The organism is Pseudoalteromonas sp. OOF1S-7, assembly GCF_022347765.1.
Classification (GTDB): Bacteria; Pseudomonadota; Gammaproteobacteria; order Enterobacterales; family Alteromonadaceae; genus Pseudoalteromonas.
Genome location: NZ_JAKRFZ010000012.1, coordinates 133,975 through 154,868, shown reverse-complemented (window position 1 = coordinate 154,868; position 20,894 = coordinate 133,975). Strand labels below are relative to the sequence as shown.

General features: G+C 48.1%; 18 protein-coding genes and 1 tRNA gene. 5 read left to right on the top strand and 14 right to left on the bottom strand.

Annotated features, from left to right (window positions below):
- Positions 1-116: 116 nt before the first annotated feature.
- Positions 117-425, bottom strand: a complete 309-nt coding sequence (locus MHN33_RS17010) for a winged helix-turn-helix domain-containing protein (RefSeq protein ID WP_239399634.1) — start codon at positions 423-425, stop codon at positions 117-119.
- 470 nt (positions 426-895) lie between these two features.
- On the bottom strand, positions 896-2,017 hold the full coding sequence (locus tag MHN33_RS17005; RefSeq protein WP_239399632.1) for a type 1 glutamine amidotransferase domain-containing protein: 1,122 nt from the start codon (positions 2,015-2,017) through the stop codon (positions 896-898).
- Between the two features lie 77 nt (positions 2,018-2,094).
- On the opposite strand from MHN33_RS17005, the gene MHN33_RS17000 reads away from it, so the two are divergent.
- Complete coding sequence (locus MHN33_RS17000) at positions 2,095-2,547, top strand: DUF3293 domain-containing protein (RefSeq protein WP_239399630.1); 453 nt, start codon at positions 2,095-2,097, stop codon at positions 2,545-2,547.
- 8 nt (positions 2,548-2,555) lie between these two features.
- On the opposite strand, the gene MHN33_RS16995 is transcribed toward MHN33_RS17000, so the two are convergent.
- On the bottom strand, positions 2,556-5,369 hold the full coding sequence (locus MHN33_RS16995) for an EAL domain-containing protein (RefSeq protein ID WP_239399628.1): 2,814 nt from the start codon (positions 5,367-5,369) through the stop codon (positions 2,556-2,558).
- The gene (locus tag MHN33_RS16990; protein WP_239399626.1) at positions 5,366-6,301 is read right to left on the bottom strand and encodes a cytochrome c peroxidase; all 936 of its coding nucleotides are present in this window, start codon (positions 6,299-6,301) and stop codon (positions 5,366-5,368) included. Before MHN33_RS16990 ends, MHN33_RS16995 begins: the two co-directional genes overlap by 4 nt.
- Before the next feature lie 228 nt (positions 6,302-6,529).
- Between MHN33_RS16990 and MHN33_RS16985 the strand changes: the two genes are divergently transcribed.
- A complete protein-coding gene (locus MHN33_RS16985) occupies positions 6,530-8,923 on the top strand; it encodes an ATP-binding protein (protein ID WP_239399624.1) in 2,394 nt (797 codons plus the stop codon).
- Here MHN33_RS16985 and MHN33_RS16980 read toward each other — a convergent pair.
- The 3 genes from MHN33_RS16980 to MHN33_RS16970 form a co-directional block, all read right to left on the bottom strand.
- Positions 8,903-9,217, bottom strand: coding sequence for a cupin domain-containing protein (locus MHN33_RS16980; protein ID WP_239399622.1), 315 nt, complete (start codon positions 9,215-9,217; stop codon positions 8,903-8,905). The two genes, MHN33_RS16985 and MHN33_RS16980, sit on opposite strands and share 21 nt — an antisense overlap.
- An 86-nt stretch (positions 9,218-9,303) precedes the next feature.
- Positions 9,304-9,379: transfer RNA gene (locus tag MHN33_RS16975), tRNA-Ala, on the bottom strand.
- Between the two features lie 160 nt (positions 9,380-9,539).
- Positions 9,540-10,064 (bottom strand): NAD(P)H-dependent oxidoreductase, encoded by a 525-nt coding sequence (locus tag MHN33_RS16970; RefSeq protein ID WP_239399620.1) that lies wholly within the window; start codon positions 10,062-10,064, stop codon positions 9,540-9,542.
- 143 nt (positions 10,065-10,207) lie between these two features.
- On the opposite strand from MHN33_RS16970, the gene MHN33_RS16965 reads away from it, so the two are divergent.
- Both MHN33_RS16965 and MHN33_RS16960 read left to right on the top strand, forming a co-directional pair.
- Positions 10,208-11,116 (top strand): LysR family transcriptional regulator, encoded by a 909-nt coding sequence (locus MHN33_RS16965; protein WP_239399618.1) that lies wholly within the window; start codon positions 10,208-10,210, stop codon positions 11,114-11,116.
- A 326-nt stretch (positions 11,117-11,442) separates the two neighbouring features.
- Entirely contained in the window at positions 11,443-11,634 is a 192-nt protein-coding gene (locus MHN33_RS16960; RefSeq protein ID WP_239399616.1) for a helix-turn-helix domain-containing protein, read from the top strand.
- Between the two features lie 14 nt (positions 11,635-11,648).
- Here MHN33_RS16960 and MHN33_RS16955 read toward each other — a convergent pair whose 3' ends face one another.
- The 4 genes from MHN33_RS16955 to MHN33_RS16940 form a co-directional block, all read right to left on the bottom strand.
- Positions 11,649-12,659 carry a tetratricopeptide repeat protein gene (locus tag MHN33_RS16955; protein WP_239399614.1) on the bottom strand — a complete coding sequence of 337 codons (1,011 nt, stop codon included), beginning with the start codon at positions 12,657-12,659 and terminating at the stop codon, positions 11,649-11,651.
- 65 nt (positions 12,660-12,724) lie between these two features.
- A complete protein-coding gene (locus tag MHN33_RS16950) occupies positions 12,725-13,939 on the bottom strand; it encodes a hypothetical protein (RefSeq protein ID WP_239399612.1) in 1,215 nt (404 codons plus the stop codon).
- Between the two features lie 58 nt (positions 13,940-13,997).
- Complete coding sequence (locus tag MHN33_RS16945) at positions 13,998-15,629, bottom strand: trypsin-like serine protease (protein WP_239399610.1); 1,632 nt, start codon at positions 15,627-15,629, stop codon at positions 13,998-14,000.
- 494 nt (positions 15,630-16,123) lie between these two features.
- A complete protein-coding gene (locus MHN33_RS16940; protein WP_239399608.1) occupies positions 16,124-16,915 on the bottom strand; it encodes a transporter substrate-binding domain-containing protein in 792 nt (263 codons plus the stop codon).
- Between the two features lie 428 nt (positions 16,916-17,343).
- On the opposite strand from MHN33_RS16940, the gene MHN33_RS16935 reads away from it, so the two are divergent.
- Positions 17,344-17,751: a hypothetical protein gene (locus MHN33_RS16935; protein ID WP_239399606.1), complete on the top strand. Its 408-nt coding sequence runs from the start codon at positions 17,344-17,346 to the stop codon at positions 17,749-17,751.
- Positions 17,752-18,075: 324 nt separating this feature from the next.
- Here the strand turns inward: MHN33_RS16935 and MHN33_RS16930 are convergent, their stop codons facing one another.
- The 3 genes from MHN33_RS16930 to MHN33_RS16920 form a co-directional block, all read right to left on the bottom strand.
- Complete coding sequence (locus MHN33_RS16930) at positions 18,076-19,098, bottom strand: hypothetical protein (RefSeq protein WP_239399604.1); 1,023 nt, start codon at positions 19,096-19,098, stop codon at positions 18,076-18,078.
- A 4-nt stretch (positions 19,099-19,102) separates the two neighbouring features.
- Entirely contained in the window at positions 19,103-20,221 is a 1,119-nt protein-coding gene (gene glf / locus MHN33_RS16925) for a UDP-galactopyranose mutase (RefSeq protein WP_239399602.1), read from the bottom strand.
- Between the two features lie 271 nt (positions 20,222-20,492).
- Entirely contained in the window at positions 20,493-20,894 is a 402-nt protein-coding gene (locus MHN33_RS16920; protein WP_239399600.1) for a DUF2809 domain-containing protein, read from the bottom strand.

The window sequence follows — 20,894 nt, the reverse complement described above, 5'->3', positions numbered from 1 at the left end:
AAAAGACACAGGTTTAGCGCACTTCAACCACTAAACCAATACAAAGAGATTAAGCACGACCGGCTGAGCGACGCCTGCCCAGCGGGCTTTAACAGAAAAGCCAGTTGTTTTACTGATCACTGTTCTTTGCATGGTACAGCCTGATGAAACCACTTAGCTATCCAACGGAATGGGTTTGGTCTGGGATCCAGTTCAACCACCAGATTGAAGCTGTAGCCCTTGCGATAATGCGTTCTGATCACGTCAACCCCAAGTTTATGTTTGGAAACACAGCGCCGTAATTCGGACACAGCCCGATTTATGGCATTGTTGTCGACATACTCTTGTTGCCAGATCTCCCGGCACAATTCATCTCGGCCAATTACCCTGTCTCTATGACAGATAAAATATTCTAATAAGTCATAGATAAGAGGTTCGAGGCGCACGCTTTCACCACAATATGTTAACAACCTTTTCCTTTTGTGAAGCTCATAGGGCCCAAATACTGCACGGCTAAAGTCAGTATCATATTTATCATTTAACTTCATGATGATAGACACACTTCCTTTGACGTTTTGAGTTATCAAGCAAGCTTAGTGTAGCGTCTGAAAGGGCTTTTTAAAATCCGATTTGCGATGAAAGCACATGACTTTTGTTAATAGAAAAAATATTGAATTGTCCAGTCTAATGTGAAAGGAATTATTCACATTGCACAAGTAGAACACAAATATAAAACAAAAATGATACATCTGGGGGTTTCAGATTGCTCTGGGCAAATTTTTCCCCACCTTTTATACCGTTATTAGTTACAATGAGTGTTAAACAGCCACCCGTTCGGCTATTAGTAAATTTCATAGTTAATGCGGCAGGGGTCAAACACATCCCCTTCACCGCTATTGTTGAGTCGGGTAACGCGCTACAGCGTCGCCAGCATGGCCTTAATTTTGGCATTATCGGGATAGGTTTTTTGTGCACGCAACAGGCTGGATTTTGCTTCCGCCTGATTATTTTGCCGAACATGAGCCTGGGCAATGGTCAGCTCAATCATAGGATGATTAAATTGCGACTGTGCAAAGGTCATCAGCTCTATGGCATGGTGCAGCTGCAATTGAGTGGTAGCAAATTTAGCCTGATAGACCCCCAGCATGGCTAGCATCTGGACATCGTATGTGTCTGGCGACTTTTTGAATTGTGCCACGGCAGCCGCTTTGTCTCTGAATAGCAGCTCAGCCAGCTTTACGCTCTGATCATCTTTATAAACTGGCTCACTGATCTCCTCGATCCCCATAGCACGGACCATTGCAACCGCCGTATCTGCAGTTGAAAAAGGGTTCTGACCGGTGATCAGGCGACCGTCTATGGTGACCTGGTTGAGCATCAGACCATCTTGCTCAAACAGCCCCCCACGCTCCTTTAGCTTATCCTCCAGCAGAAACTCAAACTGTGGGCGCCACTTTTTGCCAAACGCAGTTTCTTCCAGATTAGTGAAACCATTCACTCTTTTACCATCGACCAGGTATGCGCCATTGCTCAGTTTCACATCAACCAGTGCTGCCGGGCCATGGCACACAGCGCCAACGACGCCCTGCTGCTCATAAACTTCCCGGATCAGGCGCTGTAATTCCCTATCCTGATGCAAGTCAAACATAGGGCCTTTGCCACCAACAATGAATATCCCGTCAAATGATTGCCCATTCAGACTGGTAAGCGTGGCGGTATCAGACAAGGCGCTCATCGCCCGCGGGTCGTCTAAAAATGCCTTGTTATAGGACTTATCCTTGTTGTACTCATCAGCCAGTGGCTGTCCACCTGCTGGTGAGGCCAGTGTAACCTGAATGCCATTGTTACTGAACACCTGATAGGCTTTACTCAGTTCATCAAATTCAAAACCAGGCTGTGTGGTTTTACCATCAATCTGCTTACCATAACTACTTAACACCATTAGCACATGTGGCTCGTCTGCGGCAATGGCCGAGTTGATCGTGCCGGCACTTACCAGCGACCATAAAGATGCAACTGTCAGAGTTCTTTTCATCATTGAGTCTCCTTTGTTTGGACAGACTCAGCGTAGCCCTGCTACTGTGAAGCCACTGTGAAATTATTCAGTCAACAGGTATGCAGGATCTCATTGATAACGAGCTTTGGCAAGCGTATCAGCAGGTTTGGTTTCGGCCATGGGGTGCACTACCTCCAGCCCCCAGCGGGGCTATCATCAGCTTGTGGAACCCCAATGGCGTAAAGCAAACACTGGCCAAAAACCGCCAGTATCAGCACTTGCTGTCCCCGGCACTGGAGCGTAAGGGCTATAAAATGCTTCCTATTTGGGGAGCCAGTGCCGACCTTAGCTATCGTGAATTCAGCATGCTGATCACATGTTCAGAGAAAACCGCTGCGCGGCTGGCAGCTTTGTGTGCTCAGAAAGCCTACTATTTTGTAGATAATGAACAAGTCAGACTGTGTAATACACATTGCCCACAGCAGCGTGTTCAGCTTGATGCCTCCTTCAGATCCCGGCTGACCTACGCAGCACTCCCCAGGCACAACGACGCTATCCAGTCCCCCGGATAGCGTAGCAACTAGACCAGGCTCTGGGTTTGGTTTTGACAAAACTCGCGGCACCAGATCTCCAGCTCATCCAGCGACATAGGTTTGGCATATACATAACCCTGTACTAAATCGCAATCCATTGCTTTCAGACCTTCGAGCTGTGCGACGTGTTCAACCCCTTCAGCGATAACAGAAAGCCCCAGGCTGGCAGCCATGGATAATATGGCTCGCACCAGATTTTGTGAGTCCGGGGCATGCGCAAACTCATGGATAAAGCTTTTATCAATCTTAATCGTGTTGATGGGGAAACGGCGCAAATAGCTTAACGAGGAGTAGCCAGTCCCAAAGTCGTCGATTGACAGATGCGCCCCCGTTGCTCTGAGTCCTTCAAGCCAGGCCAGAATAGCCTCATCGTCATCCAATAAAATACTCTCCGTTATTTCAAGTGCCAGATTGGCCGGTTTAAACCCGGTCTGACGCAGGATATGACGCAAGGTCGTAGCATTAAACCCAAGCCTATATTGCTGACTGGAAATATTCGCCGACAAGCAACAGTTCAGACCGAGCGTGTGATTCAAGGCAGCAATATCTGACGTTGAGCGCATCAGCATCCACTCACCCAGCTCAGAGATCAATCCGCTTTCTTCAGCAACCGGAATAAATTCATCCGGGGCAATATACTGGCCATGATGTGGCCAGCGGGTCAGGGCCTCAAAGCCATGCAGCTGGCCCGATTCAAGCTCAATAATGGGCTGATAGAAAACCGCCAGTTCATTGTTTGCAATGGCTCTGCGCAGCAGTTGCTCAAGTTCCACGCGACGGTTGACCTGTTGCTGCATCGATGGTGCAAAATAGTGATACTGATTGCGGCCACTTTCTTTCGCTTTGTACATTGCGAGGTCTGCCCGGCGCAGGATCTCCTGTTGTTCGTGGGCATCATCAGGCATGATGGCAATGCCAATACTGGCACCACTGATCACCTCAAAACCATTGATGGTAAAAGGCTGAGCCAGGGATAGAAGAATTTTTTCTGCCACTTTTGCGGCGTCTTCCACGTCACTTATCTGACTCAACAACAGCACAAATTCATCACCACCGAAGCGGGCCAGGGTGTCGGTACGTCGTACCAGATGGTTAAGCCGGTTCGCAACTTCTAACAGCAGATTGTCACCAGCGTCATGTCCCATCGTATCGTTAATACGTTTAAACCGATCAAGATCGATAAACAGCAGAGCACTCAGGTGTGGCTGGCGTTCTATTTGTTTCAGATCCTGACAGATCCTATCCAGTAACAGGCGTCGGTTCGGCAGCCCGGTTAACGCGTCATACATCGCCTGATAGGCAATTTTGGCTTCCTGTTCCTTGCGTTCCGTCATATCAGACAGCACAGCAATGTATTGCTGTACCTGTCCCTGTTCATCTTCAACCGCACTGATGGCCAGCCATTCGGGATAAATCGTGCCATTTTTGCGACGGTTCCAGATTTCTGCAGCCCACTCTCCCTTAGTTTTTAGCGTATGCCACATATGCTCGTAAAAACGTTTGTCGTGACGTCCCGAACTGAGCAGGTTCGGTTTTTTGCCCAGCACTTCCTGCTCCTGATAACCAGTGATACGCGTAAAGGCCGGGTTAACTGCCGTTATCTCAAGGTCGGCATTAGTGGTCATGATCCCCTCTTGGGTTGCCTGATACACCGCAGCTGCCGTCTTAAGCTCCGCTTCCACTTCTTTGAACTCAGTCACATCCACACTGATGTAAACATACCCGCCGTCTTCAGTGCGGGCATGGCGGATCTGTAGCCAGCGTCCGTGCGCCGTTTTTTGTAGCGCTTGTGGTGTTTCACTGTGTTCATGCACAAACTCGGACTGACGCAACTGCCATTCGTTCAGCGTTTGTGGAAACTGAGCACGACACGCCACGCCGTAGTGGCGTAACCAGCATTGGTTAGTCAGCATCAGGGTGCCTTCACTGTCGTAAAGTGCAAACCCTTCCTGCAGCCGCTCAATGGCGTCATGCAGCAACTGGCTGGCCTGCAGTGCATGGTTTTTCGCCTTGTTTAAACGCTGCAAAATAAACAACAGCATCAGCAATAAAACCACCGCCAGGCCAAATAACTGCTCACTCAGCGTGCGGGTTTGGCGCAATTGTGAGCCATGCAAGTCCATTTGTGCCCGATACAGCCGGGCAAAGGCTTCTTTGCTGTTAATGGAAAGATACTCCTGGCGGGTTGCATGCACCTGACGATAGTAATCGACCGCAACCTGAATATGATTGACGAAGCGACGGCTGAGCGATGCATGATCGGAGCTTGTTACCGTTGCCTGTGCTAAAGTCCGAATACGGGTATCCAGTAACAGCTCATCCAGCGACTGGCCAGAGGTCACCAGGCTGGCGAGTATCGTGCTACCAAGCAGGGCCTGTGGGTGGTTTGACGCAGTCATTTCATCAAGCACCACTGGCAGGTAAGTCAGACCATTACGCATCCCCACCGCTTGAGTTTTTAATTGCTCCATAAGGGCCATTTTGTGCCTGAGCAGCCTGAGATACGCCAGGTATTCAATGCCTGCCTGGCGTGCCTGCTGCCTGTCTGTCAGCTGCTGCAACGTCCTGTCTAATTGCTGCAAATCATCAAAATGGCGCAAACTGCCCACGCTGAGCTCAAGTGCAAATTTGTCTAATTTGGCGTCGATTGATTTGGCATCAAACAAATGCGATACCTGCTCGTGCTGGCGCTCACCGGTGGCAATATGAGCACGGAAGAAGTACACCATTAAGGCCGTCAATACCATCACCAACAAACACTGGCCAATAACGGGGAAATTGATTTTTACAGTACGCGTCATGGCGCCATTTCCTGATGATGTCCAACCAGGCTTTCAAGAAAGGCTACTATGGCTGTGAGCTGCGCTTCACTGAGCGAGCGACCAAGCTGATATCGGGCCATCGTATTGATCGCTCCTTTCAGGCTTTGCTCACTGCCATCATGAAAAAAGTAAGCCTGCCTGGCAGCGAGGCGTAAACCCGGCACCTTAAAGGTAAACTTATCCGCTTCTCGCCCAGTAACGTTATAGCGACCGTAATCTGCAGGCTCGATTGGGGTCCCGCGATCGCCAAAATAGTCACCAAAAGTGCCCATTTTTGCAAACATATTGCCACCCACATTCTTGCCCTGATGGCAATTAATACAACCATAATACTTGAACAAGCGATAGCCTTCCTGAGCCTGCTCAGACAAAGGTCCTTTTCCTTGCAACCACAGATCAAACGGCGCGTTGAGAGTGACCAGACTGCGCTCATACTGGGCAATAGCGTCACTGATTGCATCACGCGACAAGCCATCCTGATAGACCTGCTTGAAAGCGCTAACGAATGACTTATCCGCGCTGAGTGTGTCAATTAGCTCAGGCCAGGTCGTAGCAAATTCTTTCGGATTTTCTACGGGCAGTGTTACCTGGGCTTTTAAATCCATGGCTTTACCATCCCAGGCCTGACGAATATTGAATACTGAGTTATACACAGAGGGAGCCCTGACATCGCCAAGCCGCTCTTCTACACCCTTTGATCGCGGTACCTTATCGGCACCATGGGTTGCCAGCTGATGACAGGATGCGCAGCTCACTTCGTTAGAACGCGACAGCCGGGTGTCAAAAAACAACTGCCGACCCAGTGCGACTTTGCGCTCATCCGTGGCGACACTGTGCAGGGGTAAGATGGGTTCAACTGCCAGACACACTGAACAGCTTAGTAATGCCCAAATTAGAAATATCAGTATCACGCTTTAGTACCAACCATAGGGGCTAAACACCTTACTAATGTAGCAATTTCTAATGCCAGCTGGTTTGATATGGAATAAAGAAACCGCGATCTCAAACGGTCCCGGATCAGCTTAGGCCGGATAATCACGTATTATTTAAACCCACCGGGCAATAAATTTTTATAACGAGAGGTGCAAATTAAAATTTTGTCTAAACTTGTGAGATAAGAAGCTTTTTTACTTTGATTTATGCAATTAAAAACGCGCCTGATGGTGATTCTGGGTTTAACAGCGCTGGCTCCCATGCTGGTGATTTTCTCGCTCGCAATGTTGCACAGTACCGAGCAGGCAAAACGCCTGAGTATCTCGGCCGCCCAGGCCAAAGTATATAACGCCGCAGCCATTTTCGACCGCTACTTTGCCAAGCGTAAAAGCGAAGTCGCCACCCTGGCACGCCAGCCGACGCTAAAAACTATGGACTTTGAACAGATCGCCCCCATTTTACAAACCGAAAAAGACGCGCATCAGCAGATCTACGAAAAGTTCATTCTTGGCCGGCCCGATGGCAGCTTTCACAACACAGAAGGCGGTAATCCTTTTCAGAATATGCTCAGAACCTTCGATGATAAGGCTCCAGAGGCCCGCAAGCGGACCATTGCCCGCCGCGATTACTGGCAGCAGACCATTGGCCGCAACGTTAATCAGAAAGCTGAAGTTTATGTCTCTGAGCCTATGATCTCCTACACTACAGGCGTCAAACAGATCGTTGTGGCCGCCACCATATTGGCAAATGATGGTAAGGTCGCCGGTTTGCTTGGTGGCAGCATTCCCTGGCGTGAGATAGACCGTCTGGTGCAGGCTGTGTCTAAGCAGGTTGTGCATCAATTTTACGACAATGCCCGGTTTATGCTGGTTTCCCAGGAGGGTATTTATATGTACCACTGGCAGCCAGACAAAATAGTCCAGCTCAAACGCGAACAGGGGAAGTTTGTCGTGAATGATATTGGTGAGAAAATTGCCGTACGCTTAAAAGTGACCGAAGAAGCCGATCCTATGCTTCGAGAAATCGGCCTGAAAATGATTGCCGGTTTTAATGGCTATGCCCAGTTAGCACAAACCCCCGTTCAGCCAAAATCGTTTATTTTTTATGCCCCGGTAAAATCCGCCGGCTACAGTATTGCCTTAACTTTGCCTGAGCATGTGGTGTTCGCCCCGGTGTACGCGTTGCGTCAGCAGCTGCTGATCATCCTGGGGTTTGCCATCACCATTTCATTGCTGGTTGCCTGGCGGTTCTCGAACAGTATTTACCAGCCCATTGCTAAGCTCACCAAAGCCGCGCAGGCACTAACCCAGGGCAACTTTAATGTGTCTTTGTCGACTCGGGGTAAAGATGAACTGGCCAATCTCGGCCGCGCTTTTGCCCAAATGCGTGACAAAGTGTTCCAACGAGAATCTGATCTGGAGCAGCGGGTGGAGGAACGTACTCAGGCACTGGAGTTAGCCAAACTAGCCGCGGAAGAAGCCGCCAATGCCAAAAGCCGCTTTCTGGCCAACATGAGCCATGAGATCCGCACTCCAATGAATGGCATTTTGGGCACCCTGCAGTTGCTCAATCAACAGAACAGCTTCAACGAAGAGCAGACAACCCTAATCAGGGTTGCCAACGAGTCGGGGCAGAGTCTGCTAACCCTTATCAATGACATACTAGATATCTCTAAATTAGATCAGGGTGAAGTATCGCTATATTTTGAACCGTTTGATTTGTACGCTGTTTTACATCATTTGGAACAGCTATTTAGCGAAAAGGTCATAGAAAAACGGCTGCGTTTCCAACTGGTGATCGGCGATACTGTGCCCAAAGAGGTGGTGAGTGATAAGCACCGTTTACAACAGGTACTGCTAAACCTCCTTAATAACGCTATTAAGTTCACCCATGAGGGCTTTATCCGGCTGGAAGTTGAAAATATTGGTAATATGGAAGAAGTGATGCTTAAGTTTACCGTTTCTGACAGCGGCATTGGTATTGCTAAGGATAAACTCCCTCACATTTTTAACCCGTTTTATCAGGAAGATGAGAGCACTACCCGGCGCTATGGAGGCTCCGGGCTGGGTCTGAGCATTTGCCAGCAGATCATTGAGCTGTGCGGTGGCCACCTCAATTGTCAGTCACAACAAGGGGAAGGGGCTCAGTTTGACTTTAACTGGCCTGTGACTCCTTGCTGCCTGATTTACTCTGAAGACAGTGATCAGGTGACATTAGGCGAACTACATGGGCATGTTTTGCTGGCAGAAGACAATGCAGTTAATCAGGTGGTCACTAAAGCTATTCTGGAAAAGCTGGGCCTGAGTGTCACCATAGTTACCGATGGCCAGCAGGCGCTGCAACAACTGGAGAAAGAGCATTATGATCTGGTCCTGATGGACATGCACATGCCCAATATGGATGGCATAGAAGCGACCAAAGCAATCCGCAAACTGCCCCAGCATATGCAGCTGACCATTATCGCTTTGACTGCGAATGTACTGATCAGAGACATTGAGGCCTGTTTTGCCGCAGGTATGGATGATTACGTCAGTAAGCCTATTGCACTGGAACAACTCAAAACCGTGCTCGACAAATGGCTAGCGGTAAAAGATGGCTAACCAGACGGTTTCCTGCTCAGGATCGGTCCAGCTGACTTTATGCTTGCAGTGTGCAGGGATGTTGATGTAGTCCCCCACAGACAGACGTTCAATCCGGCCATCTTCAAATGTCAGCTCACCTGCCCCTTGCAGCACCAGTACCCACTCATGCTCATCCTGGTCGTACCAATCCTGAGGCGGCGAGGTGTGTCCTTTTGATACGATGCGCTCTATTTTGAGCTGCTCATGGGACAATAATGTCTGAAAGACTTCTTCGCTGAGGTCTGCAGGCAAATTAGAAAATAGATTGTTCATTGCTCACCAGATAAACTAAAAGTTAATGACGAAAGTAGGTATCGTAGCTAAGGTGAATAAAAATGAAAATAGAAGAAAAGGAGATTTGGTGGAGCTAGGCGGGATCGAACCGCCGACCTCTTGCATGCCATGCAAGCGCTCTCCCAGCTGAGCTATAGCCCCAAATCGACGACAAAGATACTAGAAGATTTTGATGCTTTTGAAAAGCCCAAAATTTAACTTTTTTAAAGTAATTAGACTGTTAGAATAAAAATCAACCAAACAGGGCAATATTTGATATCACCCTGCCTGTGATAGTGCAGCTTTACGCGCTAAAACTAACTTAGTGCAGCAGTTTCAATGCAGCTTCAAGTTGTTGTTTAATCTCATCATTCGTCAGTTCACCTGTTTCAGAGTCGAAATTATCAAAGAAACTTGGCACCGACAAGCTTGCTTTGACATCCGCAGCAAAATAAGGCGCAGATCCGACCGCCGATGCAAGCACACTCTGTGCACCACCCGGACCCGGCGACGTTGCCATCATCAGCATAGGTGTATTCTGATATACTTTCATATCTAAACGTGATGTCCAGTCAAACAGGTTTTTATAAGCCGCTGAATAGCTGCCGTTGTGCTCAGCAAAAGACACAATGATTGCATCTGCGGCACCTATTTTGGCGTAAAAACGTTGCGCTTCATCCGGAATGCCGCCCTCTGTCTCACGCTCAATGCTGTAAATAGGCATTTCGTAGTCATTCAGGTCGAGCACTTCAAGCTCGGCATTGGGGATCAGCGATCCTGCATAACTTGCCAACTGCTGGTTAATTGACTGACGGCTATTACTGGCTGCAAATACTAGAACTTTCATGGTGTTACCCTCTCAAAATAAGTCTGAATTTAGATTCACCTGGAGCCACACTTTGATTTGTGTTTGCCTCAAGCTGATGACAACCAGTGTATATTAGGTTTTAATAATGATTAATAGGGTAAAAGTAAAGTTACTATTTCCATATGAATAACAATCTTTTTGAAGGTATAGAGATCTTCACCGAAGTTGTCACGAGCAAGAGCTTTATTGCCGCAGCACAGAAGCTGGGCCACTCACCCTCACATGTCAGTAAAGTCGTTGCCAGGCTTGAGGAAAGGTTGGGTGTGAGACTGTTAAACCGGACCACGCGCACACTGGCTCTGACGCCCGAGGGGGAAGCTTATTACCAAAACTGTACCCAACTTATCGAAGATGCACTGGCAGCCGCACAGCAACTGAATGTTGCCGATGACATTCCACGGGGTACCCTGAAAATCACCTGTCCGGTGGCATTTAGTACAGATTATCTGCAACCTGTTCTGGCCGAGTACCTGAACCGTTACCCTAATGTCTCACTGGAATGGGATCTTGAAGATAAAGCAGTTGACCTCATTGGCGATGGCTATGATCTGGCGGTGCGGGCAACCCCCCAGCTGGAGGAGTCAAGCCTGATCTGTAAGCGGGTCTATCGATGTAAGACTTATATTGTTGCCAGCCCGGATTATCTCAGCCGGTTTGGGCAACCTCATCACCCGAAGGAGTTACAAAAACACCACAGCATTTGCTACAGCAACCTTAAAACACCCGACCGCTGGGAATTCAAAGATAAGCAAGGCAACGCGTTTCATGTGGATGTACGACAAAGGATCTTATGTAACAACGGTCATATGCAAACCGCCATGGCGCGCGACGGAATAGGCATTGCACGTTTGCCAGCGTTTTATGTAGACAGCATTATCGCACAGCAGCAACTGGTCACTTTGTTTCCCGATTATCCGCAGCCAGATGTGAACGTGTATGTGGTTTATCCCAGTCGCCGTCACCTCTCACCCAAAGTACGGCATTTTATCGACCTGTTGACGGAGCATTTTGAGAAAAGTATCAAGCCGTAACATGTACTTCGAGCCACCAGTACCTTGGTTCACTGTTATTCAGGGATGATAACCACACAGTTTCCACACATTTGCCCAAGCCTCGCCCTCCTAATCGCATAACTTATTAATTTATAAACGTTAAAAGTTTTTTAACGAGGCTATTTTATCCCCACATTTGCTATCTAGACTGAGAATAAGACACCAGCCACGCTCGAGGTTTTCATGAAACAACTCTTCTTATTCACGCTCAGTATCGTGCTGAGTGCCTGCGGTTCAAGTGATTCAAACTCAGGCAGTACAGCCGCTGCAACCCAACCAATTGCTATATCGAATCACTGGCTTTATTGCTTAGTCACCCACAACAAGTGTTTTCCCGTGCCCAGCTAATTGAACAGCTTTACCCGAATAATGATGACATCGTCGACCGTAACATAGATACCCATGTCAAAAATATTCGTAAAAAGCTCAGTGCCATCGCGCCCGATCAGACCCCAATCTCATCCGTTTACGGTGTGGGATACAAGTTTTCTGGGTAGTACTCGTTATATAGTTACCAGTCACAGGCTTTGACGGTTTTATACCAGCTTCGCTCGAACGGCCTGACCACCACAGGCTTTGGCAACTGAACATCCACGCCAAGGGGCGTCGCCAGGTGCCTAAACACCAGTCGGCGAACATTGTCATCCTGCAACTTTGTGTAGGCCAGTTTCAGCGCACTTTGACTTTGCTGGCTCACCGAGTGTCCCTCAAGCTGCATAAAGCGGGCATTCACCCACAATAACATGGCCTGCTTGGTCTCGTTGGGAAATGACGCGGTCAGCCTGGCAGTTGGTCCGTATAAACGCTGATAGTTCAGCAACTGCTCCTGAATAATAAAAGCAAACAGTAGATTCACGCCCGCTGAGATCTGTCCGGAGCGTTTGTCTATTTCCTGGTAGTTCGCCAGTGCCTTGCGAAACTGCGCTTCCGCCTCTGTTACTTTGCCAAGCTCCAGTGCAATGATCCCCAAATTATTAGCGATAATGCCATTTTTAGAGGTGATCCCGGCTTTATCGGCGATGCTAATCGCTCTGTCATACAAAGCGCGTGCTTGTTCATAGTCGCCGAGTTGACGCGATACCAGCGCCAGGCTATTGGTCAGGGTCAGCCTTTGCTGATCAGACTGTGCATACTTGTAGGCACACTCCAGGCTGAGTCTGGCATCATTCAGGTAGTCGTGACGACGCAGCCAGATCCCCAGCGCACTCATGGCCGTGGGGATTTTTTCGATAAAATAGGGGTGAGTATGGTGCGAAAATATCGCTTCCAGGGAGTGCTCCATCGCTTCCATCTGATGGGTTGGTACGGATGCACGCAAACGAATAAAATGCCAGCGCAAAAATAACGGAGTGGGCAGCTGGTCTAGCTGCTCAACCTGTTCCAGCAGCTTCAGTGTGGTCGCTGGATCGACCGTTAGGTAATCTTCAGCTTCCTGAAGGGTGTCGGTCACTACCCCCGGTATCTCAGCCCATGAGATTACAGGTATTAGCAGCATCCACAACCCAACAATCGCTCGTAACATCACCTGACTCGCTTTTACCGACCTCCTGAAACTATAGAATGCAGGCCGTAATAGTTCAAAGTAGCTCACTGATGCTCGAAGTAGATGCGATAAGTACTGGACCAGATAGGGTAGTCGACTTCCATTAAATAACAGCGGTAGTTAGCCGGGTCCAGATCTGCGTAACAAAACAAGTAGTCCAGTTTTTGTTGCTGGACTTTATCCCACTGCAATGCCTGAACGCCGGCTTTTAAATCAATCAAGCGTAGTTCGGGAAACTCAGGCAGACGCTCAGTCCACATATCTTCCACGCTAAGCTTGCCTTCCTCGACTTTTTGATTGCCATGGTAACATCCGACATTGACACAACTATGGCGATCCAGCTGCTGCTCTATCAATACCAGCAGGCGTAATTTCTTAGCCGGGTTTTTTATTGAAATACTGGTCGAGCTGCATTGGCTGGTATGACTGAGCGGATCAACCAGTTCATCCGGGTTATTAAAAATAAAGGTTGCATCAAAGTGTTCATGACCTGCTACGGGGTCGAACACCAGTCCGCTGTTACCAGGGGAATAGCTGGCAAATGCGTCGTACAATCCGGGGCTGGATAACTCCTCAACGATGCCGATGCTAAAGCGCTTGGCGTCAACCCGGCTGTTCGCGTTGATATTCAACGGCGCGGTAAAATCATCACTATGTGGATGAGTGTAAAACTGCACAAAAGGCGCGGCACCGGTTTCACGCTTGATCTGCGATTTACTGATCATGGCCACTTCTTGCAAAAAACCCTCGCGGCCTCTTTCGCGGGTCAGGACATAGGCACAAAAGATTTCATCCATACTCATGCCAAGCAATGACTTTGCGGCGTAATACAACTGAGCACGCTTGTCCTGACCTGAGAGGTTGACGTCCTGCACTTTCACTTTATCCTCTTCCGGGCATTCTAATAGTCGTTTTAATTGTGCATGACTTCTGGCGTACTGAGGCATGGTTGTTGCGAATCGTTGACTCACCTGACACCATTGCGTGATCAGATCTTGTGGAATATGTCCTGCCAGCTGCTCTCCCAGAGCATGCATTGCTTGTTGCCCGGGTAGATAATAGAGTACCTGTTCGCCTGATTTGGCTTTGTATGCATTAAATAAACGCTGACTGGTTGAGCGATGGCAGCCAATATGACGAGCAAATCCGCCTATGGTTTGTGCCTGGGCGGGCATTGCCCGCATAATTGCGGTGAGCACTTTCTTGACACGCTCACCCAGTCTGCGTAGTTCACTGTGTGCCTGATTACTCAGTCCCATGATCTTCTGTTTACCGTCAAATTTCTGATAGATTACCCGGGACTGAGCAAAAAAGCGACTAGTTACAGGCGCCTACAGACTTCCAGGGACCCCAGGGGCCAGATTGAGCGGGATCTTCGCCCTGCACCCACCACTGCGCTTCATACACCACACCGCCCTTAGCAACACGGTCGCCCGTATTGTAAACCGTACCAGCATTCCAGCTTGGAATACCCTGACAGTTGTCGTCACCGCCCACGGCCACGTTCTTTGACACTGTGCTGCTCTGCCCCTGATCATCTGTTACCGTCAGGCGAATGGTATAGCTACCCGCTGCACTGTAAGTATGCGTCACAGAGGGTTGAGAAGCGCTCTGACCATCACCAAATTGCCACTGACTAGACACAATCTGGCCATTGTCTGTACTGGTATTCGTCAGGGTCACGGTCAGACCTGACTGAGTCACAGTGAAATTCGCAACCGGTGCAGGATCGCCTGAACCATCGCAGTTATCTAGTTTCTTCCAGACGTTCGGATAAAGATCTGGCTGAGCACCTGAAGACCACCAGATAGCCTCATATATGCTGCCCTGATACGACACTTTATCGCCTAACGCATACGTGGCAGTGCTGTTCCAGGCCTGAACATCACACACAGGCGGCTCACCCACAGACACCACTTTGGATACGCTCGCTGTCTGTTGCGCAGTATCAGTCACCGTTAACGTCACGTTGTAGCTGCCATCAGCCGTATACGTATGACGTGGGTTTGCAGCACTGGAACGATTACCGTCACCAAAATTCCAGTCGTAAGCCGTAATACCGTTATCATCCGTCGCTCGGTTTGCAAAGCTCACTGTCATACCTGAGACCGAAGAGCTGAAATCAGCAACCGGTTTTTGGTCCGTCGGGTTGTCCGGAGTCAGGCCTGTTTTGCGCTCGATCCAGTCCAGATAACTGGTTGTCCGGGTGAACGCCGTTGCACCTGAGCAGGCAATCCCCCAGCTCACCGTACCGATACTGTAGAAATCGTTGCCGACACGCACCGCATAAGGACCCCCGCTGTCGCCATTACAGGCTGAGCGACCACCTTCACCACCGCCGCAGATCACAGAGCCGGGAATATTAAAGTTGAGCTGGCTGCTACAGCTGGCATTTGAAATGACGGGTAACTGAGCTTCGCGCAGCACATCGCTCGGGCGGCCCTGGTTATAAGTTAAACCCCATCCGGAAACCGTTGGATAGTCGCCTATGCCCGCATACTGATCAGCTATCGCCTGAGTTGGGAGCTTTGCCGGGGTATACTTGCTTGCAGCCGGCGTGGCCAGGCGCAGTACTGCGATATCATAGCCCGAGCGGATGCCATTGGCGCCACGCCAGTTCTCATGCATAATAATCTGAGATACCCTCAAGGTATCACCGTCACCACGGCTAATGGAATGGGCGCCGACACGGACCGTCAGACTCGCTGTTGAGGCATTATCCAGGCAGTGTGCTGCAGTCAGTACCCAGTTTTCACTCAACAAAGTACCGCCACAACCCTGGCGGCCATTCATCAATAACGCCACTTGGTATGGCCTTGAGTATGCTGGAGTTTCAACTCCCCCCACGACACTGGGTGTGATATCAGGCAAGCCCGATTGCTGAGTATTCGCAGAGACGGTGCTCGCTGACAAAGACAGTACAGCAGCAGCCAAAAGTGTAATTTTCATGTTGTATCCTTGTATGGTTATTGCTCAAAAAGCAATCTAGAAATAATCTGAGATACACACAAAGATCAATGGGCATGATGAAAATAACAACTGGCACGACCAGATAAAAATTTAGCCTCACTGTCATCATTAGTTTGTATTTTAAACACTTAAACGTAACACTTTTTTTACAGCCATCTGTGAAAATTATTTCATAAAAATTTCTGTATCGGCGACTAAGCGCGTTTGGAACGTTTTAAATAACAAAGACTTAAATTACGTAAAAGTAGAAAGCAGACAAATCACGAACACAAGGGTAGCGATAGTCACACCACGACTCTGGTCCTAAAGCGGACCCATATCGCTATATTCGTCTGCCATGGGGAGCAAATCCGTCATTAACTGGGCAAAAAACGCTATTTTGAACCGACACTTAACATTTAAGAGCACTCATGTCTGCTGTTTGTCGCCCGGGCTAACCGCTTTATTAAACGAATAGAGACAACATAGAAGGACTACATTTTGATACCATATTTAAGGTAAATTTGTGTGATTTCGCCTTGCGCCATCATCTGGCTGAGTGCTTGATCTAGCTCCTGCTTCAGCATGGTATTTTTTGGCTGAATGCGCATAGACACCGGCAGCTTACTGATCTCGTATACTTCTTTAAAGCCACGGTAGGCGGGGTTTGTTGCAATATAATATGCAGCCGTGATGTCACCAATCATAATATAATCCAGCCGTGTGTGCGCCAGCTGTACCAGCAACTCACGCTCCGAAATGTTATCATATACGGCGATTTTCCCGGCACCAAAATGGCGCTCAAACGGCCCATACCGATAACCCCGCACACGTCCCATCACTTTGCCATAAAAGGATTCGGGCTGCTCATAAGCACGTGCCTCTTTGCGGCCCAATACCACCTCTCGGGAAAAGGCATAATCAATGCTGTAAATACCCGGTACTCTGGAGCTTTGTCGCCAACTGGGATTGACGCCCGGCTCAATATCAATTTCACCTGCTTCAAATGATTTATGCCCGCGTGCAACCGACAAGGGTACGAACTCAAATTCATGTCCTGTCAATTCACCAAGACGGGCAAAGATATCCTTAAAAATTCCGGCCTGCTCACCCTCCTTCAGATAATTATAAGGTGGGTTAGCACCGTGATATACCAACACAGAATAACGCGCAGCCTGAACCCCCGTGGTCTGTAAAACACACAGCAACAGCAAACACCTTATCAGACTACGCTTGGTGACTGTCTGGTATAACGCCTGATCATTTTGCCTGACACCTTGGTTCATAGTTTACGCTTTGCAACAGAACAGATTTTAAGCTTAGTTAAGCAATGCGCTTAGGCAAAGGATTATAAACAAATTGTTACCCGAACATCGGATATTCAAGTTACCTGAATAAGAAAAAACAACCAGTCACATGAAAATATTCATATCAATAATTGCCACTGAAAGTAAGTGCACGCTTACAATTTATAAAAATCAACAATCGACATTAAATTGGATGATATTTGCACTGAAATAAAATATAGTAAATAAAACTTTCTTTATTTCGTCTATTAATCGAAACATAAGTTTCATGATGATGTATCACCATGAATTCAGGGACACGATATAGAACACCGTGTCCTAATCGTCTGCTGTGGCTGCAGGCAAAGGGTTACCCTTGATTTTTGGCACCCATCCACAGCGTTTTATAGCAAAAAGGAAGTTTAATTATGAAAAATGCGTTACTTGTTTCTTTACTCTCACTAACCAGTATGACTGCATTTGCAAGTACTGCGCCTGTGTCCCCCTCAGCTGCTCAAGCGCCTGTTCGTGCTGGGTACAGTAGCGTCGATGAAGTCATTGAATATGGTCGTCAGTATCAGGAGATCAAAGCTCAGCTACTGGAGGTCGGATATGAACTACAGTCATGCAATCAGCATGTACTGAACTATTTTGTACAACCGGCTTCTCCGGTGTATTTGTACGCACAGGCTGAGTGCACTTTTTCACGATCCGTGGGCGGTGACTATTCACTGGAAACCGACTACGCCATGGTCAAAATAGACGTCGATTATCACCAGTTCAATCTGTTATTTCACGAAGGGACTGTCAACGTTAATTATGTGACCGTGTATTAATACCAACAAACTAAGCAGCGTTACGCTTTCAGTTGGCAATCTGGCAAGGACAGCGGGATTGTGATACTGACCTCTGGCCGCCGACGTGCGGCCTTTTTTGTGCCTCTGTCTGTGACCCGACCATACCCACAAACCGCTCAGCTCCAATGAAATTTTTCAACCAGAATTGTTTGAAGGTCATGAAGTGATGACAGGTCGGCTCTCTTATCTGAGGGCAACATCGGATTGGCAGCTTTATTATTGTTACACAGACGATATCGTCAGGCAGAGCAGGCCAGGTGCAGGATCATGTCACCCGGCCAGGTGTTGGGACAAAGAGTTTCGTTAAACCAATCTATCCAGTGCGCGGCTCAGGTACTGACCTGACTGCACATCTGCTTTCACTCTCTGCACATTCTGCTTCATCTGATCGATTTGCTCAGGGGTCAGCTCCGCCAACCGGGTTTTAATGTCGCGCAACGAGCTGACCTTAAAACCAATTCCCTGCTCCTCTACAAAGTCGGCCATTGCCGCTTTGTCCCAGATGATGATCGGCATGTCACACAGTAAATACAACGATAACTTATGCGGGTTGTTATATTTAAGATACTGACCGGTCACGCCATCACAGGTGTCCAGTGTGTTACCATACCAAACCAGACCAAAGTCTCCGTCGATATGGTCAATCACCTGATCTGATGGGAAGCAGCCTTTGTAGTCGAGTATCGTATTGTTGATGTTTTTAACCTTTTTCTCATCATAACCAACACCATACAGGTCAAACTTAAAGTTGCCACGCTCCAGCGCATCCAGTTCATAGACAAACGGGCCCATGTTGCCGGCAAACACCACACGTATTTGCTCATAGTTAGTTGGCGTGCGTTTGGCATCCGGATTGTCGGTATGCAGATAATCAAACACTTCAATGTTGGTGATATCAGCCTGGATGTTCTGCTCTTCAAACCAGGCGCGCATTTTGTCGTTATGCACTATCAACTGATCTGATTTATTGAGCAGGCTAATTTCTTTTTCTGAGTGACCGTATTTGCCTTTCAGACTGCGTACATCATGCACCAGGGTCAGCACTTGACTGTTTTTAAGCTTTGCGCCCCACAAACAGTAGCCATAAAACTTATTAAACGGATACTGCAGGCACACGGTGCTGCCCGACTTCAGTCTCAACAGCGCCCAGCTCACGCCCAGTGCACTGATCAGCGTGCCCAGCACAGAGTTTGCTATCCAGGTCTGCTTAAAACCTATATTTTTCCAACCATTGTTTTGCAAAATGGTTTCGCAGTCCATCTTGGCTTTACCGGCCGCATCAAACTTAGAGCGGTAGTTTCTTGCGATATAAACTTTACGACTCATGATGTTATGCCAATTCCTTACTGGTTAATGCCAGTGCCGCTTCTATGGTGTCGTCCATATCATAGTATTTGTAGTCGGCAAGACGGCCGCCAAAAATAAACTTATCAGCATACGGTGCGGTTTTTGCCAACTCCTGATAACGCGCTAACAGCGCATTATTGGTTTCGTCATTAATGGGGTAATACGGTTCGTTGTCTTTGCTGAACTCATGCGGATATTCTTTGGTTACAACGGTTTTTTCCTGCGTACCAAATTCGAAATGCTTGTGCTCCAGGATACGCGTGTAAGGCACATCCCGCTCTGTGTAGTTCACAACGGCATTGCCCTGATAATTTTCCTCATCCAGTACTTCTGTCTCAAAGTGCAGGCTGCGATATTCTAGCTTGCCAAATTGACAGTCAAAGAACTCGTCAATCTTACCTGTGTACAGGACTTTATCCGCCAGCTTGTTGAGGTTTTCAGCATCCTCAAAGTAGTTCACGCCGGTTCTGACTTCCACCCCTTCAAATAAGGCATCCGTCAGGGCGTTGTAACCGCCGATCGGGATCCCCTGATAACGGTCGTTAAAGTAGTTATTGTCGAAGGTGAACCTAAATGGCAGACGTTTGATAATGAATGCCGGGATCTCAGTGGCCGGTCGGCCCCACTGCTTTTCGGTATACCCTTTGATGAGCTTTTCGTACAGATCGCGGCCACCCAAATACAATGCCTGCTCTTCCAGGTTTTGTGGTGTCAGATCGGCATACGGTGCACGCGCTTCAGCAATCTTATCTTTCGCTTGCTGTGGTGTTGTAACGCCCCACAACTGATAAAACGTATTCATATTGAATGGCAGGTTATAAAGCTTGTCTTCGTGTCTGGCAACCGGCGAGTTGACATAATGATTGAATGACACGTAACGATTTACATAATCCCACACCTGTTGATTGCTGGTATGAAAAATATGTGCACCATACTTATGCACGTTGATCCCTTCAACCTGTTCACAGTGGATATTACCACCAGTATGGTTGCGCTTATCTATCACCAGGACTTTCTTGCCCTGATCGGTTGCTTCTCTGGCGAATACAGCACCAAACAGGCCTGCACCGACAATCAGATAATCGTATTGAGCTTCATTCATTGAAATTTGCCTTTTTGAATCGTTCATGGCTCTATCGTAAGGGCAAAACTATATCAGAAAAAGTGAAGAAATGATTATGCCTCATGGCCGAAAATACGAAATTGCCCTAGAAAGTTAGGCAATTTGACCGTTTTAGACACGACCCGGATTTAACCCCAAAAAACAAGTAATTTTTTGTTATCAAGTCGCTGGATAAATAACCGGTTTTGACCCAAACCGGCTTGCGTTACGTAAAGCCAGAGCGCCGACAACGGGAATGAAAATGCGACGCTTACCTCGCTTTCTGACGACCTGTTATCAGTTTATCCAGACAGGCAGCCATCAGGATCCCCAGCGAATAACACACCAGATCACTGATTTTGAAGCCAAAGCCCAACACCAGTGCGCCAAGTCGGGTATGGCGGATATCGTTGAGCCACTGAGCCTGATAAAGCTGAGAAAACTCAATCGCAAAGGCAAATCCAACAGCCAGCGAAGCAATCACTGTGGTGCGCGCGGCTGGCCTTATACAACAAAATAGCCAAAAGACCATCATTGCCCACAAGGTATCACCGGCATAAAGAGAGAGCAGCCAGGGTAACTCAATGACCGAGGATCTGCTAAGCAGGCCCAACAATATCGTGATTAAGGCTAAACCTGAATAAAAAATGAGACTACGTCTGATAACAACCAT

Coding starts and splice junctions, on each gene's coding strand:
- MHN33_RS16985 (WP_239399624.1), top strand. CDS start 6,530: ATGCAATTAAAAACGCGCCTGATGGTGATTCTGGGTTTAACAGCGCTG.
- MHN33_RS16950 (WP_239399612.1), bottom strand. CDS start 13,939: ATGGGACTGAGTAATCAGGCACACAGTGAACTACGCAGACTGGGTGAG.
- MHN33_RS16955 (WP_239399614.1), bottom strand. CDS start 12,659: ATGTTACGAGCGATTGTTGGGTTGTGGATGCTGCTAATACCTGTAATC.
- MHN33_RS17005 (WP_239399632.1), bottom strand. CDS start 2,017: ATGATGAAAAGAACTCTGACAGTTGCATCTTTATGGTCGCTGGTAAGT.
- MHN33_RS16945 (WP_239399610.1), bottom strand. CDS start 15,629: ATGAAAATTACACTTTTGGCTGCTGCTGTACTGTCTTTGTCAGCGAGC.
- glf (WP_239399602.1), bottom strand. CDS start 20,221: ATGAATGAAGCTCAATACGATTATCTGATTGTCGGTGCAGGCCTGTTT.
- MHN33_RS16935 (WP_239399606.1), top strand. CDS start 17,344: ATGAAAAATGCGTTACTTGTTTCTTTACTCTCACTAACCAGTATGACT.
- MHN33_RS16980 (WP_239399622.1), bottom strand. CDS start 9,217: ATGAACAATCTATTTTCTAATTTGCCTGCAGACCTCAGCGAAGAAGTC.
- MHN33_RS16930 (WP_239399604.1), bottom strand. CDS start 19,098: ATGAGTCGTAAAGTTTATATCGCAAGAAACTACCGCTCTAAGTTTGAT.
- MHN33_RS16940 (WP_239399608.1), bottom strand. CDS start 16,915: ATGAACCAAGGTGTCAGGCAAAATGATCAGGCGTTATACCAGACAGTC.
- MHN33_RS16995 (WP_239399628.1), bottom strand. CDS start 5,369: ATGACGCGTACTGTAAAAATCAATTTCCCCGTTATTGGCCAGTGTTTG.
- MHN33_RS16920 (WP_239399600.1), bottom strand. CDS start 20,894: ATGGTTGTTATCAGACGTAGTCTCATTTTTTATTCAGGTTTAGCCTTA.
- MHN33_RS16970 (WP_239399620.1), bottom strand. CDS start 10,064: ATGAAAGTTCTAGTATTTGCAGCCAGTAATAGCCGTCAGTCAATTAAC.
- MHN33_RS16965 (WP_239399618.1), top strand. CDS start 10,208: ATGAATAACAATCTTTTTGAAGGTATAGAGATCTTCACCGAAGTTGTC.
- MHN33_RS17000 (WP_239399630.1), top strand. CDS start 2,095: ATGCAGGATCTCATTGATAACGAGCTTTGGCAAGCGTATCAGCAGGTT.